This is a genomic window from uncultured Stenotrophomonas sp. (assembly GCF_963519125.1).
Taxonomy (GTDB): Bacteria; Pseudomonadota; Gammaproteobacteria; order Xanthomonadales; family Xanthomonadaceae; genus Stenotrophomonas.
This window is the reverse complement of record NZ_CAUQLJ010000003.1, coordinates 147,225-164,798: the sequence shown is the minus strand read 5'-3', so window position 1 is coordinate 164,798 and position 17,574 is coordinate 147,225. Positions and strand designations below refer to the sequence as shown.

12 protein-coding genes are annotated in these 17,574 nt (G+C 68.2%); 10 read left to right on the top strand and 2 right to left on the bottom strand.

All coding sequences use genetic code 11. The features are described 5' to 3' along the window. Positions 1–8 precede the first annotated feature (8 nt). Positions 9–1,241, bottom strand: a complete 1,233-nt coding sequence (locus RYM47_RS03530) for an MFS transporter (RefSeq protein WP_315386124.1) — start codon at positions 1,239–1,241, stop codon at positions 9–11. Between the two features lie 237 nt (positions 1,242–1,478). On the opposite strand from RYM47_RS03530, the gene RYM47_RS03525 reads away from it, so the two are divergent. Both RYM47_RS03525 and RYM47_RS03520 read left to right on the top strand, forming a co-directional pair. Then, positions 1,479–1,901: a DUF2231 domain-containing protein gene (locus RYM47_RS03525; protein ID WP_315386122.1), complete on the top strand. Its 423-nt coding sequence runs from the start codon at positions 1,479–1,481 to the stop codon at positions 1,899–1,901. Next, the gene (locus RYM47_RS03520; protein WP_315386120.1) at positions 1,898–3,259 is read left to right on the top strand and encodes a sorbosone dehydrogenase family protein; all 1,362 of its coding nucleotides are present in this window, start codon (positions 1,898–1,900) and stop codon (positions 3,257–3,259) included. The genes RYM47_RS03525 and RYM47_RS03520 overlap by 4 nt, the downstream gene beginning before the upstream one ends. Before the next feature lie 115 nt (positions 3,260–3,374). On the opposite strand, the gene RYM47_RS03515 is transcribed toward RYM47_RS03520, so the two are convergent. Further along, the gene (locus tag RYM47_RS03515; protein WP_315386118.1) at positions 3,375–4,046 is read right to left on the bottom strand and encodes a hypothetical protein; all 672 of its coding nucleotides are present in this window, start codon (positions 4,044–4,046) and stop codon (positions 3,375–3,377) included. Between the two features lie 153 nt (positions 4,047–4,199). Here RYM47_RS03515 and xth point away from each other — a divergent pair, with 153 nt between their 5' ends. The 8 genes from xth (at position 4,200) to glgX (ending at position 17,550) form a co-directional block, all read left to right on the top strand. Continuing rightward, a complete protein-coding gene (gene xth / locus RYM47_RS03510; RefSeq protein WP_315386116.1) occupies positions 4,200–5,000 on the top strand; it encodes an exodeoxyribonuclease III in 801 nt (266 codons plus the stop codon). A 311-nt stretch (positions 5,001–5,311) separates the two neighbouring features. Further along, on the top strand, positions 5,312–6,877 hold the full coding sequence (glgA, locus tag RYM47_RS03505) for a glycogen synthase GlgA (RefSeq protein WP_315386114.1): 1,566 nt from the start codon (positions 5,312–5,314) through the stop codon (positions 6,875–6,877). Further along, positions 6,874–9,111: a 1,4-alpha-glucan branching protein GlgB gene (gene glgB, locus RYM47_RS03500; RefSeq protein WP_315386113.1), complete on the top strand. Its 2,238-nt coding sequence runs from the start codon at positions 6,874–6,876 to the stop codon at positions 9,109–9,111. The genes glgA and glgB overlap by 4 nt, the downstream gene beginning before the upstream one ends. Then, positions 9,108–10,847 (top strand): malto-oligosyltrehalose trehalohydrolase, encoded by a 1,740-nt coding sequence (treZ, locus tag RYM47_RS03495; protein WP_315386112.1) that lies wholly within the window; start codon positions 9,108–9,110, stop codon positions 10,845–10,847. The genes glgB and treZ overlap by 4 nt, the downstream gene beginning before the upstream one ends. Further along, entirely contained in the window at positions 10,844–12,760 is a 1,917-nt protein-coding gene (locus RYM47_RS03490; protein ID WP_315386110.1) for a 4-alpha-glucanotransferase, read from the top strand. The genes treZ and RYM47_RS03490 overlap by 4 nt, the downstream gene beginning before the upstream one ends. After that, positions 12,757–15,258, top strand: a complete 2,502-nt coding sequence (treY, locus tag RYM47_RS03485) for a malto-oligosyltrehalose synthase (protein ID WP_315386108.1) — start codon at positions 12,757–12,759, stop codon at positions 15,256–15,258. Before RYM47_RS03490 ends, treY begins: the two co-directional genes overlap by 4 nt. Before the next feature lie 10 nt (positions 15,259–15,268). After that, positions 15,269–15,433 (top strand): DUF2934 domain-containing protein, encoded by a 165-nt coding sequence (locus RYM47_RS03480; protein ID WP_070206250.1) that lies wholly within the window; start codon positions 15,269–15,271, stop codon positions 15,431–15,433. Continuing rightward, entirely contained in the window at positions 15,430–17,550 is a 2,121-nt protein-coding gene (glgX, locus tag RYM47_RS03475) for a glycogen debranching protein GlgX (RefSeq protein WP_315386106.1), read from the top strand. The genes RYM47_RS03480 and glgX overlap by 4 nt, the downstream gene beginning before the upstream one ends. The last annotated feature ends 24 nt before the right edge of the window (positions 17,551–17,574 follow it).

Sequence of the window (17,574 nt, the reverse complement as noted above, 5' to 3'; positions counted from 1 at the left end):
CCAACGGGTCACTTCATCGACGTCTTCGGCAGGAATGCGGTCGCCAACCCGAGCAGCGGCAGGAACGAAGTCAGGTGGTACACCCACACGATGCCATGGATGTCGGCGAGCTTGCCGAGGCCGGCGGCGCCGATGCCGCCGATACCGAACATCAACCCGAACATCAGGCCCGAGACCATGCCGACGCGGCCGGGGACGGCTTCCTGCGCGTACACCACCAACGCAGCGAAGGCCGAGGACATCACCAGGCCAACCGCCACGGCGAGAATGGCGGTGCCCATCAGGTTGGCATAGGGCAGGGCGAGCGCGAACGGCGCCACGCCCAGGAACGAGATCCAGATCACTGCCTTGCGGCCGATCCTGTCGCCGACCGGGCCACCCATGAAGGTGCCCAGCGCGATCGAGGCGAGGAAGATGAAGAGATACATCTGGCTCTGCTGCACGCTCAGGTGGAAGCGTTCGATCAGGTAGAAGGTGAAGTAGTTGGTGATCGAGGCGATGTAGACGAACTTGGCGAACATCAGCACTGCGACCACCGCGATGGCCTGCACGACCTTGCCGCGGCTCAGGCCGATGCCGTGCGAGCGCGCAAGGCTGTTCATCTTGGCCTGGCCGTGACGCACGGTCCAACCGGTCAGGCGGAACAGCACGAAGATGGCGACGGCGGCGATCAGCAGGAACCAGCCGATGGCGCGCTGGCCATGCGGGATCACCACCGCAGCGGCGAGCAGCGGGCCGATCGCCGAGCCGGTATTGCCGCCGACCTGGAAGGTGGACTGCGCGGTACCGAAGCGGCCACCCGAGGCCATGCGCGCGACGCGGGAGGCTTCCGGGTGGAACGTCGCCGAGCCTACGCCGACCACGGCGGCGGCGAGCAGCAGCATCTCGTAACTGTTGGCCATCGCCATCATGCCGATGCCGACGAAGGTGGCGACCATGCCCGAAGGCAGCAGGTAGGGCAGCGGTCGCTTGTCGGTGTACATACCCACCCACGGCTGCAGCAGCGAGGCGGTGAACTGGTAGACCAGCGCGATGGTGCCGATCTGGCCGAAGCTCAACTGGAACTGGCTCTTGAACATCGGGTACACGGCCGGCAGCACCGCCTGGATCATGTCGTTGAGCAGGTGCGCGAACGCGGCGGCACCCACGATGCGGATCGCAAAGCCCTGCTGGGCGGGTTCGACCGCAGTGGGGACTGCCGGGACAACAGGAGAAACGGACGGCGGGTTTTCTGGGGACATGGAACCACTTCGACGGCAGCAGCGATCCCGGTCGGCGGCACCGACCCGGACCCGTGGGGGAGGGGTAGCGTCATAGCGTAAGACGAGCGTCGATGGCCGTCTCGCGCGATACGGACGGCCATCGTCGCATTCTGGACATTGCCTGCCTGTGCCGGATCTGGCGTCGTAGATCAAAGGGCCCGTCACGCTGCGGCTGGCACGATGGCAACGCTTACCCCCGCCTTACAGGAGACAACCGTGGCCTCAACCGCCGTCGTGACCCGTCACTGGGTCATCCATCCGTTCCATGCCGCCGTGCTCGGCGGCGTACTGCCGCTGTTCCTCGGCGCACTGCTGGCCGACTACGCGTACTGGAGCACCTACGAGATCCAGTGGAGCAACTTCGCGTCCTGGCTGCTGGTGGGGGCCATGGTGATGACCACCCTGGCGCTGTTGTTCGGGGTGTTCGGGCGTCTGCGCGGCAGCCGCAATGGCTGCTACGTGATCGTGCTGGCGGCGACCTGGATCGTCGGTTTTCTCAATTCGCTGCACCATGCGCGCGATGCCTGGGCGATCATGCCCGGCGCGCTGGTGTGGTCGGTGATCGTCACCGTGCTCGCGTTGATCGCGACCTGGCTGGGCTTTGCCAGCGTCCGCGTGCGCGTGGGAGGTGCCCTGTGAACCGCGCCTCCTCGAAGATCCTCGCCGTCTCCGCACTCGCGTTGGCACTGGCCGCCTGCAGCGGCAAAGCGCCAGAGCTGCAGCAGCTCGGTGGCACTCCCGAGTTGGCCAAGCCGCACCGCTCGGTAATGCCGGACATGACCATCGCCAAGCCGACCCCGTGGGGCGACAACGTGCCGACTGTGCCGGCGGGCTTCAAGGTCTCGGCGATCGCCACCGACCTGGCCATTCCGCGGCAGACCCTGGTGCTGCCGAACGGTGACATCCTGGTAGCCGAAGGGCGCGGCGGCAGTGCGCCGAACCTGAAGCCGAAGGACGTGATTGCCGGCAAGATCAAGGCCAAGGGCAACACCCAGGTGAAGAGCGGCAACCGCCTGACGCTGCTGCGCGATGCCGACGGTGACGGCGTGTATGAGCTGAAGACGGTGTTCGCCGACAAGCTCAACGCGCCGTATGGCCTGGCGATGATCGGGAATGCGATCTACGTGGCCAACCAGGACGCATTGGTGCGCTTCGACTACACCGAGGGCCAGACCAAGGCCAGTGGCGCGCCGGTGAAAGTGACCGACCTGCCGTCGGCGATCAACCACCACTGGACCAAGTCGCTTGCCGCCAGCGAAGACGGCACCAAGCTCTACGTGGGTATCGGCTCGAACAGCAACATCACCGAGCGCGGCATGGCAGTGGAGCTCGACCGCGCCCAGGTCTGGGAGATCGATGCACAGACCGGCGCGCACCGTCCCTTCGCTACCGGTATCCGCAATCCCACCGCGTTGGCGGTGCAGCCTGGCACCGGCACGCTGTACGCGGTGGTGAACGAGCGCGATGAGATCGGCCCGAACCTGGTGCCCGATTACCTGACCTCGGTGCGCGAGGGCGGTTTCTATGGCTGGCCGTACAGCTATTGGGGCAACCATGTGGACACCCGCGTGATGCCGCAGAACCCGGAAAAGGTCGCTTCGGCGATTGCGCCGGACTACGCACTGGGCTCGCACGTAGCGGCATTGGGTGTTTCGTTCTCCAACCCGGCAGTGGGCGGCAAGTTCACCGACGGCGTGTTTGTCGGCCAGCACGGCAGCTGGAACCGCAATCCGCCGGTGGGCTACAAGGTGGTGTTCGTGCCGTTCCGTGACGGCAAGCCGGCGGGGGATGCGATCGATTTCGCCACCGGGTTCCGGGGCGAGGATGGCAAGACCCGCGGGCGCCCGGTAGGCGTGACGGTGGATCCGCGCGGTGCGGTGATCGTGGCCGATGACCTGGCCAATACGATCTGGCGGATCACGCCGGCGGCGGGGACGGTGGCGCCAGCTCCGGCGCCTGCTGCTGCGCCGGTTACGCCTGCGCCTCCGGCGCAGTAAGCGGGAGGTCCATGCGCCTGCGGCAGGTGTCGCAGGCGCGTTGGGGCAGCCACGCAGCGCGTGGCTCTACCAGGGAATGTCAGCGAGCAACGGGTAGAGCCACGCCCTGCGTGGCTCAACGAATCCACCGGACAGCCTGCAACGCAGCCGCCAACTTGTCCTTGGCCTCCTCATTGCTGAAAGGCGGCACCCGCGGCGGGTCATACACCTCCGGCTGTGTCCCTGCGACCACCAGATCGATCGCATAGCACCGCCCGTCCTGCACAGCGCGATAGCTTTGCGCGGAGACGTAATGGCTCATCGCCGCATCGCCCACGCTGAAGTGGGTGAACGGTACGCCGTCGATCTGCACGGTGTCGGCCCTCCCGGTTGCCTCGGCTGGCAGGTCCAGGCACTGCTTCACCGCATCGGCATCATCACTGCGCCCCAACCGCAGTTCGGCGGCGGTGACCTCGTTGGACCCCTCCAGCACCAGTGCCGCCAGCGGCATGCCTTTGCTGTCGGGTTCCGCGAACAGCTTCCAGCTGTCCAACGCCAGGTAGCTGCGGGTGAAGTCCCGGCGCACCTGCATGCCCGGGACCGCGTCCAGCGCGATGCCGGGCGCATCTTCTGCAAACACAGGCGCCACGGTCGCAGCCTTCTGCTCCGTTACCGCGGCGGCCTTGGCGGCTCCCGGGTCTGCGCCACTGGGCGGCGCAACAGGCGCAGTATCCGGACTTCGACCGCACCCGACCAGCGGACTGGTCAGCAGGGCAAGCAACATCGAGGCGCGCAGGGAGGTGTGCATGCGGAGCTCCAGGGAAGGCAGACGTGGCCAGCATGCGCCCGCCCACGTTGCAGCGGGTGAACACCGACGTCGGCGGGACGACCGCGTGAGCCGGGCATTGACGCGCACTTTCAATGAACGACGGATACTTATTCCACGCACAAGGAGCACGCCATGGGCCGCCGCAAGCGACTGAAGATCGCCACGTTCAATGTCAATGGGATCAAGTCGCGGCTGCCGCACCTGTTGGCGTGGCTGGAGCGCGAGACGCCCCACATCGTGGCACTGCAGGAGCTCAAGGCCGCCCAGGACAGCTTCCCGGAGAAGGAGATCCGTGACGCGGGGTATGGCTGCATCTGGCACGGACAGCGGTCGTGGAATGGTGTGGCGCTGCTCGCCCGGGGGCAGGACCCCATCGAAAGCCGTCGCGGCCTGCCGGGTGACCGCAGCGACGACCAGAGCCGCTACCTGGAGGCGGCTGCGCACGGGGTGCTGGTGGGTGGCCTGTACCTGCCCAACGGCAACCCGCAGCCGGGGCCGAAATTCGATTACAAACTCAAGTGGATGCAGCGGCTGCACAAGCATGCGGCCGGGCTGGTGGGGTTGCCGCACCCGGTCGCGCTGATCGGCGACTTCAACGTGGTGCCGACCGACGCCGACATCTACGATCCGAAATCCTGGCGGCGCGACGCCCTGCTGCAGCCTGAGGCGCGCGAGGCCTATTTCGATCTGCTCGCGCAGGGCTGGACCGACAGTCTGCGCCAGGTGCATGGGGAGGCGCAGATCTTCACGTTCTGGGATTACTTCCGGCAGCACTACGAGCGCGACCGTGGACTTCGCATCGACCATCTGCTCGTGAACCCGGTGCTTGCAGACGGCCTGAAGGACGCCGGCGTCGATCGCTGGGTGCGCGGACTGGAGAAAGCGAGCGACCACGCACCCACCTGGATCGAGGTGCTTGCGCCGCAGTCGTGAGAATGGGATGACACTTCCGCTCGCTGTGTGAACCCTTCAGATTCCATCGCGAATCAGGCGCTGCGCGAGGTCCCATATGCCGCGCGGTGATGTGCAGATGGGATATTTGAATCACCACATGCGCGCACGCCTGCGTTTTCTGGCGCAATCTGGTCCTGCAACCAGGTCAAGTCACGAAGCTGTCGCAACGGGTTCACACGTTGTTTATTCGGCACACAGGTAGATTCCAGTCAGGGCCCACACCCTGACAGCTTGCGGCGCAATGCCGATGAGCGGTTCCCCCACCGCGTTACACCTCTGAGATTGCCCCCATGTCGCCTCCGCGTCTGTCCGCTGTTCCTGCGATTCCGCTCGTGCCCGCCGTTGACGGCGTCGAACGTGGCATCCGCGTTCGCCGCGCGCCGAAGCTGCGCGCGGTCGAGGGCGGTGCCCCGACTGCCAAGGCCCGCATCGAACGTGCGCGACGCGTGCTGTTCGTCACTTCGGAAATGGCCGACTACATCAAGGCCGGTGGGCTGGGCGATGTCGCGGCCTCGCTGCCGCGTGCGCTGCGCGGCCGTTCCGACGTGCGCGTGCTGATTCCCGGCTACGACGATGTGATCGCCCGGGCGCCGGATCTTCGCCTGGTGGGCAGGGTCCCGGCACGCGCTGGCATTCCCGCCTGCGACATCGGCGAGGCCACGCTGGCCGATGGCCTGCCGGTGCTGGTGCTGGTCTGCCCGGAGCTGTACCAGCGTGGCGGCAGTCCCTATGTGGACGGTACCGGGCAGGACTGGAGCGACAACGCGGTGCGCTTCGCCGCCCTGTCGCGCGCCGCGGCGGTGATCGCCTGCGGCAGTGCCGGGCTGGACTGGCAGCCGGAGCTGCTGCACCTGAATGACTGGCCGTGCGCGCTGGCCGCCGCTTACCTGCGCTGGTATGGCTCGGACGTGCCGGCGCTGCTGACCATCCACAACCTCGCGTACCAGGGCCTGTTCCCGGTCGAGCTGGCCGACGCACTGGGCGTTTCCGCGGAGCAGGCGCAGAGCATCCTCTTCCACGGCAGGCTGTCCTTCCTGCAGGCGGGCATCGTCCACGCCGACCAGGTGAACACGGTCAGCGTCAGCTATGCGCGTCAAATCACCGGCCCGGAGCAGGGCTGCGGCCTGGACGCGCTGCTGTCCAGTCATGCTGCGAGTGGTCGCCTGAGCGGCATCGTCAATGGCATCGACAACAGCTGGGACCCGCGCACCGACCTGCACCTGACCGAACACTTCGACCTGCACCGTTGGGAAGGGCGGGTGGCGAACAAGCGCCGTGTGCAGCGCGCACTCGGCCTGCCGCATGGCGATGGCCCGCTGTTCGCGGTGGTGTCGCGGCTGGTGCACCAGAAGGGCCTGGACCTGAGCTGCGCGGTCGCGCACCAGATCGCCGCGGCTGGCGGCCAGCTGGCGATCATCGGTGATGGCGACCCGCGCATCGCGGCCGAAGTGGCGGCGCTGTCGCGTCGATTCCCGTCCTCGGTCGGCGTCTTCGCCGGATTCGACGAAGCGCTGGCCCGCAAGATGTTCGCGGGTGCCGATTTCCTGCTGATGCCATCGCGCTTCGAGCCCTGCGGGCTCAGCCAGATGTACGCGCAGCGGTTCGGCTGCCTGCCGATTGCACACGCCACCGGCGGCCTGATCGACACCATCGAGGACGGCGTCACCGGCCTGCTGTTCGACTCGGCGGATGCCGATTCCCTGCGCCGCTGCGTGCAGCGCGCATTCCGCACCTACCGCCTGCCGACCCTGCTGTCGGCCATGCGCCGCGCCGCGATGCTGCGTCCGAGCAGTTGGGAGCAGGCGGGGACGCACTACCTGAGCCTCTACGACCGCGCGATGGAGCAGCGCGCATGACCGAGGACGCGTTGATCGGGGGGGATGGCGTATCCGTTGACGACAGCCTGACCGTACCCGTGGGGCCGGAGGCCCTGACTCCTGCGCTGGCAGACCTGGTTGCAGGCCGCCCGTGCGATGCCTTTGCCGTATTGGGTCCGCACCGTGATGGCGCGGGCTGGCGCCACACCGTGTACCTGCCTGGCGCGACCCGTGTCGACGCGGACTTGGACAAAGGCGCATGGCGGAGCATGCAGCAGAGCGGGCATGAAGGCCTGTTCCAGTTGTGGACGGAGCAACGCGGCAGCGGCCTGCTGCGGATTCACTGGTCCGACGGTGTGCAGGAGATCGAGGACGCGTACGCCTTCGGCATCCAGCTCGCGGACAGCGAGCTGGACGCGCTGCGTGGCGGCGATCCCGACGCTGCCCGCCGCTCGCTCGGCGCGGTGACCGCGACCTGCGATGGCGTCGCCGGTGTGCGCTTCACGGTCTGGGCCCCGACCGCGAGCCGGGTGGCCGTGGTGGGCGATTTCAATGGGTGGGACGTGCGCCGCCACCCGATGCGGCTGCGCCATGACGCGGGGGTGTGGGAGCTGTTCCTGCCCCGGGTCAAGGCGGGCACCCGCTACAAGTTCGCGCTGACCGCAGGCGATGGCCATACGGTGGTTCTCAAGGCCGACCCGATGGCGCGTGCGTGCGAAATGCCGCCGGACACGGCGTCGCGGGTCTCTGCGCCCTGCGCCCACGCCTGGAAGGACGCGGGGTGGATGCAGGATCGTGCCCTCGCCGCGGGGCAGGCGATCTCGGTCTACGAAGTGCATGCCGGTTCATGGCAACGGCATGCGGACGGCGCGCCGCTGGACTGGGCCGCGCTGGGTGACCGGTTGATACCGTACGTGACCGCGCTGGGCTTTACCCATATCGAGCTGCTGCCGGTCAGCGAGCATCCCTTTGGCGGCTCCTGGGGCTACCAGCCGCTGGGCCTCTACGCGCCGACCGCACGTTACGGGCGGCCACAGGACTTTGCCGCGTTCGTGGACCGGTGCCATGGCGCCGGGCTGGGCGTGATCGTGGACTGGGTGGGCGCGCATTTCCCGACCGACGCGCACGGCATGAACCGCTTCGACGGCACCGCGCTGTACGAGCACGAAGATCCGCGGCTCGGCCTGCACCCGGACTGGAACACGCTGATCTACAACTACGGTCGCGCCGAAGTGGCCGCGTTCCTGATCGGCAGCGCGCTGGAATGGATCGACCGTTTCCATGTGGACGGCCTGCGCGTGGACGCGGTGGCCTCCATGCTGTACCGCGACTACAGCCGTGCAGAAGGGGAATGGCTGCCCAACGTCAACGGCGGGCGCGAGAACCTCGAGGCGGTGGCGTTCCTGCGCCAGTTGAACGATGCCATCCGCGCGCGCTTCCCGGACGTGCTGGTCATGGCCGAAGAGTCGACTGCGTGGCCAGGCGTGACCGCACCGACGGCCGCGAACGGGCTGGGGTTCACCCACAAATGGAACATGGGCTGGATGCACGACACCCTGGCCTATCTGCAGCGCGACCCGATCCATCGCGGCCACCACCATGGCGAGATGACGTTCAGTGCCATCTATGCCTTCAGCGAGCGCTTCATCCTGCCGCTGTCGCATGACGAGGTGGTGCACGGCAAGGGCTCGCTGCTGGCCAAGATGCCGGGCGACCGCAGCCAGCAGCTGGCCAACCTGCGCGCCTGCTACGGCTTCATGTGGGCGCACCCGGGCAGCAAACTGCTGTTCATGGGCGGCGAATTCGCACAGCCGGCGGAATGGAACCACGACGCAGCGCTGGACTGGGATACCGCCGCCGACCCGGCCCATGCCGGCGTGGCACGCCTGGTGGGCGACCTCAACCGCCTGCTGCAGCAGGAACCCAGCCTGCGCCTGGCCAACGACAGTGACGCAGGTTTCGAGTGGAGCGTCAGCGACGACCACCGCAACAGCGTGCTGGCCTTCGTGCGGCACGCGCCGGACGGTACGGGCCGTTCGACCCTGGTGGTGTGCAACTTCACCCCGGTGGCGCGCCACGGCTACCTGCTCGGCGTGCCGTCGGCGGGGGCGTGGTCCGAAATGCTCAACACGGACAGCGCCCACTACGGCGGCGGCAACCTGGGCAATGCCGGCAGGGTAAATACCATCGCGCGTCCCATGCATGGCCACGCGCAATCCCTGCCGCTCACCCTGCCGCCGCTGTCGGTGATTTACCTGCAGGCGGCCGAATGAACGAAGCAGTACCGAGGTGGGGTGCCCGCGAGGGCAGGAACGGGGAATGGCAGTTTGCAACGTGGGCGCCGGAGGCGCAGTCGCTGGAGCTGCTGCTGGAGGGTGAAGCGTTACCGATGCAGCAGGGTGCCGATGGCTGGTTCCAGTTGTCGGCGCTGGCATCGGCGGGCATGCACTATCGCTTCCGCATCGACGGCGGGGAGACACTCGCGGATCCGGCGTCGCGTTCGCAGCCCGAAGGCGCGTTTGGTCCAAGCGTGCTGCTGCCGGACGCGTTCGACTGGCAGCATGCCGCATGGCGCGGGCGTCCGTGGCGCGAAGCGGTGATCTACGAAGTCCACATCGGCGCGGCCGGTGGCTCCTATGCGGCGGTGCGCGAACAGTTGCCGCAGCTGGCCGCGTTGGGCATCACGGCGATCGAACTGATGCCGGTGGCGACCTTCCCCGGGACCCGCAACTGGGGCTACGACGGCGTGCTGCATTACGCGCCGTCCGCGGCCTATGGCACGCCGGACGAGCTGAAGGCACTGGTGGATGCCGCCCACGGCCTGGGCCTGATGCTGCTGCTGGATGTGGTCTACAACCATTTCGGGCCCGACGGCAACGTGATGCCCGCACTGGCGCCTGCGTTCTTCCGCGACGAAGTACGTACCCCGTGGGGCGCGGCCGTGGATTTCAGGCGGCCGGAGGTGCAGCAGTACTTCATCGACAACGCCTTGATGTGGCTGCAGGAGTACCGTTTCGACGGCCTGCGCCTGGATGCGGTACACGCGATCCACCCGCCGGAGTTCCTCGACATCCTGCGCGAGCGGGTGCGCGGCGCGCTGCCGGATCGTGAGATCGCGCTGGTGCTGGAGAATGAGCGCAACCAGGCGTCACTGCTGGCCAATGGCTTTACCGCCCAGTGGAACGACGACTTCCACAACGCGTTGCATGCGCTGCTGACGGGCGAGCACGAAGGGTATTACCGTGATTTCGCCGATGATCCTTCAGAGCGGCTGCGACGCGTGCTGGCCGAAGGCTTTGCCTGGCAGGGGGAGGTCAACGGCAGTGGGCACGCACGCGGTGAGCCGAGTGCCGGCCTGTCGCCGCGCCAGTTCGTGGTGTTCGCGCAGAACCATGACCAGATCGGCAACCGCGCACGCGGCGAGCGCCTGATCCAGCTGGTGGGACCCCGCAGAGCCGCGCTGGCAACCGCGCTGACGGCGTTGACCCCGATGATTCCGCTGTTTTTCCTGGGGGAGCCCTGGGGCGCGACATCGCCGTTCCTGTACTTCACCGACCACCGTCCGCCGCTGGACGAGCAGGTGCGGGAAGGACGTCGCAGTGAGTTCGCGCATTTCAGCAGTTTCCAGGGCGAGGATCGCCGCGCGCTCGTTCCCGACCCCAATGCGATCGACACGTTCGACGACTCCCGCAGCCTGTGGCCGTCGCCGGAAGATCGCGACGCAGCGACCTGGCTTGACGGCTTCCGCAGCCTGCTCGCGGTCCGCAGCGCGCACCTGGTGGCGCAAGGCGAGGTGCACGCGCTCGGCGCGGAGGTCATTGCGCCCGGCGCGCTGCGGGCGGGCTGGCAGCTGCCGGGTGCACAGTGGTGGATCGGATTCAACAGCGGGCCTGTCCCGGTTGCCATCGACCTGCCGCCGGGCCGGGAAGTGTTTCGACTCGGCACACCGTCACGCGACGGGCAGCTTGAGCCAGACGGTCTGTACGCCGTTGTTGTGGAGACGCCATGAACAGCACTCCCTCGCTTGCCGATGTAGCGACGGCCGCCGGTGTCATGGTCGACTGGACCGACGTTGCCGGTACCCCGCAGCGGGTTGAAGACCACGCCCTGGCCGCCGTGCTGGAACGCCTGGCACTGCGCGCTGCGACCTCCCTGCAGCGCCGCGACGCGCTGCAGGCACTGGCCGACTGGCAACAGACCCGGCCGCTGCGGACGGCGATGGTCCGCGAGAGCGTCGCGGTGGGTCCGGTGGAAGCGGCCTGCGTCTGGGTTCATGAGGATGGCAGCAGCGAGTCCACCCGGACCGATGCGCGCGGTCGCGTGGATGCCCCCACGCGCGCCGGGTACTGGTCGGTAGCCTGCGCCGGCGTGGTGCAGCACGTTGCGGTGGCGCCCGTACGGTGTTTCGGAGTAACCGACGCGCTCGGACCCGACGCGCGCGGGTGGGGCCTGGTGCTGCAGCCGTACGCCGCACGCGGTCCGCATGATGCCGGCGTCGGCGACACCGCCGCCTGCGCGGGCTGGGCACGGCGGGCGGCGGCTGCCGGCGCCGATGCGCTGGCGCTCGGACCGGTGCATGCGGCCAATGCGATGGGTCGCGACTACAGTCCTTATTCACCCGGTGATCGCCGCTATCTGGAAGCGCTCTACGCGGCGCCCGTGCAGGCGTTCGGGGAGGTCGCGCTGCGTGCGCTCGACGCGCACCCGGTGCTGCGCGCGGAGCTCGACCTGTTGCGCACTGCCGAGCTGATCGACTGGCCAGCGGTGGCCTCGGCCAAGTGGTCATGGCTGTCGGAAGTAGAGCACGCCGTGGCCGACCATGCACCTACGCGTGCTGCGATCCAGCGGTTCGAACACGATGGCGGACCTGACCTGGCGGCGCACGTCGCGTTCATGCACCGTCGCCTGGCGCTGCCGCGGTCGCTGTACCTGTTCGGGCAGTGGCTGGTGACCTTGGGCTGGCAGCAGGCCCAGGCCGACGCGACCGCGAGCGGGATGCGGCTGGGATTGATCGCCGACCTCGCCGTGGGATTCGACCCTTCGGGGGCAGAGGCGGTCGCCGGCGGTGAGGCGTGCCTGCGTGGACTGGTGCTGGGCGCGCCGCCGGATGCGTTCTGCGCTGGCGGACAGGTGTGGGGCGTTGGCAGTTACTCTCCTTTCGGGCTTCAAACGCAGGGATTTGCACCCTTCATCGCGCTGCTGCGCGCGGTGATGCGCGACCGGGGCGGCATCCGGGTCGATCACATCCTCGGCTGGCAGCGTCTCTGGGTGGTGCCGGAGGGCGGCGACGCGTCCCAAGGCGCATACCTCTGCTATCCGCTGCAGGACCTGCTGAACATCGCCGCACTCGAATCGTGGCGGCACCGCTGCATCGTGATCGGCGAAGACCTGGGCGTGGTCCCGCCGGGTATCCGCCAGGCGCTGGCCGCGCGAGGCGTGATGGGGATGGACGTGCTGGCATTCACCCGCGACGACAGCGGCCGCTTCCTGCCACCGGCGGCGTGGCGCGCCGACGCGGTAGCGATGACCGGCACCCACGACCTGCCGACCCTGGTGGGCTGGCGGCGCGGCCTGGACCTGGCGTGGCGGCATCGGCTTGGCGAACTCGATCAGGTCGGCCTTGGCCAGCAGTTGACCGCCCGGGCGGCCGACGTGGCAGCGCTGGACGCGGCGCTGGATGCGGACGGCAGGGAAGTGACGCATCCGCAGGGCGCTGCGTTGGAATTCGTGGCGTCGGGGCCAAGCGTGCTGGCCTTGCTCCCGGTGGAGGATGCACTGGGCGTGGCCGAACAGGTCAACCTGCCGGGCACGGTGGGAACCCATCCGAACTGGCGTCAGCGCTTGCCGCGTGAAGGGCATGAAGCGGCCGTGGACGAGGCCATGGCGCGGTTTTCCGCCGCGCGTTCGCGGGTGGTTGCATGACGCCCATCCGCGCCACCGCACGACTGCAGTTGCACGCCGGCTTCACCCTGGCCGATGCGGCACGACAGGTCGATTATTACGCCGCACTGGGTATCAGCCATCTGTATCTGTCGCCGATCTGGCGGGCGGTACCGGGCTCCACCCACGGGTACGACGTGGTCGACCCGACGATGGTCAACCCTGAGCTTGGCGGAGACGCGGCGCTGCGTGCGCTGTCGGCGGCCGCGCGCGCGCACGGCATGGGCCTGGTCCTGGACATCGTGCCCAATCACATGGCGGCGCACGCCGACAACCGCTGGTGGTGGGACGTGCTTCTGCACGGTCGCAACAGCGCGTTCGCACATTGGTTCGACATCCGCTGGAACGCGCCGCTGGCGCAGGGCAGGGTGCAGCTGCCGGTGCTCGACCGACCGCTGCAGGCGGCGCTGGACGAAGGCGTGTTGCGCGTGGAGTGCGTCGGCGACACCCAGACGCTTTTGCACCATGACACCCGGCTGCCGCTGGCGACGGCGGCGGTGCAGGACGCCGACACCGCCGACATCCGCACACTGCTCGACGCGCAGGCCTACCGCCCGCTGTGGTGGCGGCTGGGCGACGACCGCATCAACTACCGCCGCTTCTTTACCATCACCTCGCTGGCCGGATTGCAAGTGCAGCACGAAGATGTGTTCGAGGTCGTGCATCGCCTTCCACTCGCGCTGGTGGCCGAAGGCGTTGTGGACGGGCTGCGCGTGGACCACGTGGACGGGCTGGCCGATCCGCAGGCCTATCTGCAGCGCCTGCGCGCGGCGATGGATGCCGCCTCGGTGGCACGCGCGCAACGGCCGCTGCTGTGGGTGGAGAAGATTCTCGCACCGGACGAGGAGCTGCCGCCGGAGTGGGACTGCGACGGCAGCACCGGCTACGACTTCATGGACCAGGTGTCGGCGTGGCTGCATGCACCGGCCGGCGAAGCGCCGCTTGTTGCACATTGGCGTGCCGTCAGTGGTCGCACCGGCAGCTTCGCTGTCGAAGAGCAACGCGCCCGCCACGAAGTGTTGGAACGCGGACTGCGCAGCGAGTTCGATGCGGTCCTGCGTCTCCTTCTGAAGATGGAACGCGACAGTGTCGACGCCGCCGCCCGATACGGGCGGGCGGTGCTGGCGCGTGCCCTGACCGCGCTGCTGGTGCGCTTCCCGGTCTATCGCAGCTATGCCACTGCGCGTGGCAGCAGCGAAGCCGATCACGGGTGGTGGTCGGAGGTGCTGGAAAGCGTGGGGCGTGAGGAACGACCGGATACGGTACTCGCGGCAGAGTGGATCGCCGGTCGCTTCTGGGCGGACGCCGGCGAAACTGCGCGCGAGACGCTGCGCGTGCGCTTCCAGCAGCTCAGCGCGCCGCTCAACGCCAAGGCGGTCGAAGATCGCGCCTTCTACCGGTACGGGGTGCTGCTATCGCGCAATGAGGTAGGCAGTCGGCCCGACCATTTCGCGCTGTCCAGCCGCGCCCTGCACACCCGTGCGCTGATGCGCGCGCACCGCCATCCGCAGGCGATGCTGGCCACGGCCACGCATGACCACAAGCGCGGGGAAGATACGCGTGCGCGGTTGGCCGTGCTGTCCGAGCATGCACCGTGGTGGGCGCGGCAGACCCGGACCCTTGAGCGGAGCGCCAACCGGATCGGGCTGCGCCTGCCGCCGGCGCCGGTGTCGCAGATGCTGTGGCAGACCTTGGCAGGCGCATGGCCGGCAACGGGTCTGGACGATGCGGAGGGGTTTGCGACTCGCATCGTGGCGTGGCAGGTCAAGGCGCTGCGCGAGGGCGACCTGTGGTCCTCGTGGACGGATCCAGACACGGCGTTCGAGGCACGCCTTGAGACATTCACCCGCGACCTGCTCACCCATCCGGCGGCGGCACCGGTGCGCCGCGTGCTCGATCGGTCGGTCCGGCACATCGCGGCCGCCGGTGCGCGCAACGGGCTCGCGCAGCTTGCGCTGCGCCTGACCCTGCCGGGCGTGCCCGACCTGTACCAGGGCACCGAAGGCTGGGATCTCTCGCTGGTCGACCCGGACAACCGCCGGCCCGTGGACTACTCCCTCCGGCGCGGATGGCTGGACGACCCGCGCAGCTGGCCGCAGCTGCTGTCGCAATGGCAGGACGGCGCGGGGAAGGCGCGCGTGTTGCAGCGCTTGCTTGGCGCCCGTCGCGAACAGCCGGCGCTGTTCCATGACGGCGATTACCAACCGCTGCATGCCGACCGCGAGGTGCCGATGCTGGCCTTCCTTCGCAGCGGGGCGGATGCCCGCCTGCTGGTGGCCGTGGCCCACCACACCGGGGCGCAGCCGGCACGCCTGGGCGCGGCGCTGGGCGACGCGCACTGGCGCGGCGCGGCGCTGGCCGTGCCCCCCGGACGTTATCGCAATCTCCTCACCGGCGCGGTGTTCACGAGCGACGGTTCCCCCACGCGACTGCGGCAGCTGTTCAACGGCAGCCCGGTGGCGATCTACTCGACCTGGTAAGAGCACGACGATGGACGACGAACAGAAAGCGGAACGCACCCGGGAACTGGCCCGCCAGATCTGGGAAGCCGAAGGCCGGCCCGACGGGCATTCGGCCCGCCATTGGCACATGGCCGAGCGGTTGGTGGCGGCAGAAGTGGAAGCGGCGCAGTACGACCAGGAGGCGAGCCGATGAGCCGTGCTGCTGGCGCTGCGCACTCGCGGGTCAAGGCTGGCCGACCGTATCCGCTGGGGGCGACCTGGGACGGCCTGGGGGTGAACTTCTCGCTGTACAGCCGGCACGCCACGCGGGTTGAACTGTGTCTGTTCAACGAGCGCGGCCGCGAAATCGAGCGGATCGCGCTGCCCGAGTACACCGATGAGATCTGGCACGGCTACCTGCCGGACGCCCGTCCCGGGCAGCGCTACGGCTATCGCGTGCACGGCCCGTACGCGCCGGACGCCGGGCATCGTTTCAACCCCAACAAACTGGTACTGGACCCGTACGCGAAGCAGCTGGTCGGCCAGATCAAATGGTCGCCGCACCTGTTTGGTTACACCATCGGCCACAAGGACAAGGACCTGAGCTTCGATCGCCGCGACAGTGCCGCCTACATGCCGCGCTGCGTGGTGGTCGACCCGGCATTCACCTGGGGCGCGGACCGGGGGCCGGCAGTGCCGTGGGACCGCACGGTCATTTACGAAGCCCACCTGCGCGGGCTGTCGATGCAGCATCCGGCGGTGCCGGAAACCTCGCGCGGCACGTTCTCGGCGCTGCGCTCGGACGCGGTCACCGACCACCTCAAGCATCTGGGCGTCACCGCGCTGGAGCTGCTGCCGGTGCATGCCCACGTCGACGATCAGTACCTCGTGGAGAAGGGGCTGAAGAACTACTGGGGTTACAACACCCTCGGATTCTTCGCGCCGGATCCGGTGTTCATGTCGACCAGCACCATTGCCGAGTTCAAGCAGATGGTGGCGAGCCTGCACAACGCGGGGCTGGAGCTGATCCTCGACGTGGTCTACAACCACACCGCCGAAGGCAACGAGCTGGGCCCGACGCTGTCGTTCAAGGGCATCGACAACGCCAGCTACTACCGCCTTGCGGAAGATCGGCGGTACTACATCAACGACACCGGCACCGGCAACACCTTCGACCTGACCAATGCCGGTGCGCTGCGCATGGTGATGGACTCGCTGCGCTACTGGGTGCAGGACATGCATGTCGACGGGTTCCGTTTCGACCTGGCTACGATCCTGGGGCGCGAGCGCGCCGGGTTCGATGCGTCCGGCAGCTTCCTCGACGCGGTGCGGCAGGACCCGGTGCTGAGCCAGGTGAAGTTGATTGCCGAGCCGTGGGACATCGGCCCGGGCGGCTACCAGCTGGGCAACTTCGCGCCGGGTTGGGCCGAGTGGAACGACCGCTTCCGCGACAACCTGCGTGCGTTCTGGAAGGGCGGCGAAGGCCAGCTCTCGGAGTTCGCCACGCGCCTGATGGGGTCGGCCGACCTGTTCGACCACAACGGTCGACGCCCGGCTGCATCGGTGAATTTCGTGACCGCCCACGACGGGTTCACCCTGCACGATCTGGTCAGTTACAACGACAAGCACAATCTCGAGAACGGCGAGGAGGGGCGCGACGGCAGCGACCACAACATCTCGTGGAACCACGGCGCGGAAGGCCCCACCGATGATCCCGGGATCCTGGCCCTGCGCCGTCGGCAGATGCGAAACCTGCTGGCCAGCCTTCTGCTGGCACAGGGCACGCCGATGCTGCTGGCCGGTGACGAGTTCGGGCGTACCCAGAATGGCAACAACAATGCCTACTGCCAGGACAACCCGATCAACTGGATCGACTGGGAGCGGGCGACGAGCGAGGACGGGCAGCAGCAGTCGCAGTTCGTGCGCCGCCTGCTTGCCTTGCGCCGGCGCTACCCGCAGCTGCGACGCAGCCGTTTCCTGGATGCCCGCGACGGGCAGGGCGCGGACACGGCGCACTGGCTGCGTCCGGACGGCCAGCCGATGCAGGAGGCGGACTGGCATGCGCCGCAGCAACGTGCGTTGATGCTGCAACTGCCGGCCCTGCCGCACGAGGGGGAGTCGTCCGTGGTGGAATCCACGCAGCTGTTGCTGCTGGTCAACGCCGCAGCCGAGGGCCAGTCATTCACACCGCCGAACGACGAACACACGCCCTGGCGCCTGCTGATCACCTCGGTGGACGATGCTCCGGTGCAGGCTGACGAGCACGGTCAGTGGCATCTGCCGGACCGCGCGATCGCCTTGCTGGCCAGCCGCGCAGCCAACGGACAGTAACCGGGTCGTGGAGTCGCCTGGCGA

Coding starts and splice junctions, on each gene's coding strand:
- xth (WP_315386116.1), top strand. CDS start 4,200: ATGGGCCGCCGCAAGCGACTGAAGATCGCCACGTTCAATGTCAATGGG.
- glgX (WP_315386106.1), top strand. CDS start 15,430: ATGAGCCGTGCTGCTGGCGCTGCGCACTCGCGGGTCAAGGCTGGCCGA.
- RYM47_RS03530 (WP_315386124.1), bottom strand. CDS start 1,241: ATGTCCCCAGAAAACCCGCCGTCCGTTTCTCCTGTTGTCCCGGCAGTC.
- RYM47_RS03515 (WP_315386118.1), bottom strand. CDS start 4,046: ATGCACACCTCCCTGCGCGCCTCGATGTTGCTTGCCCTGCTGACCAGT.
- treY (WP_315386108.1), top strand. CDS start 12,757: ATGACGCCCATCCGCGCCACCGCACGACTGCAGTTGCACGCCGGCTTC.
- glgB (WP_315386113.1), top strand. CDS start 6,874: ATGACCGAGGACGCGTTGATCGGGGGGGATGGCGTATCCGTTGACGAC.
- treZ (WP_315386112.1), top strand. CDS start 9,108: ATGAACGAAGCAGTACCGAGGTGGGGTGCCCGCGAGGGCAGGAACGGG.
- glgA (WP_315386114.1), top strand. CDS start 5,312: ATGTCGCCTCCGCGTCTGTCCGCTGTTCCTGCGATTCCGCTCGTGCCC.
- RYM47_RS03480 (WP_070206250.1), top strand. CDS start 15,269: ATGGACGACGAACAGAAAGCGGAACGCACCCGGGAACTGGCCCGCCAG.
- RYM47_RS03490 (WP_315386110.1), top strand. CDS start 10,844: ATGAACAGCACTCCCTCGCTTGCCGATGTAGCGACGGCCGCCGGTGTC.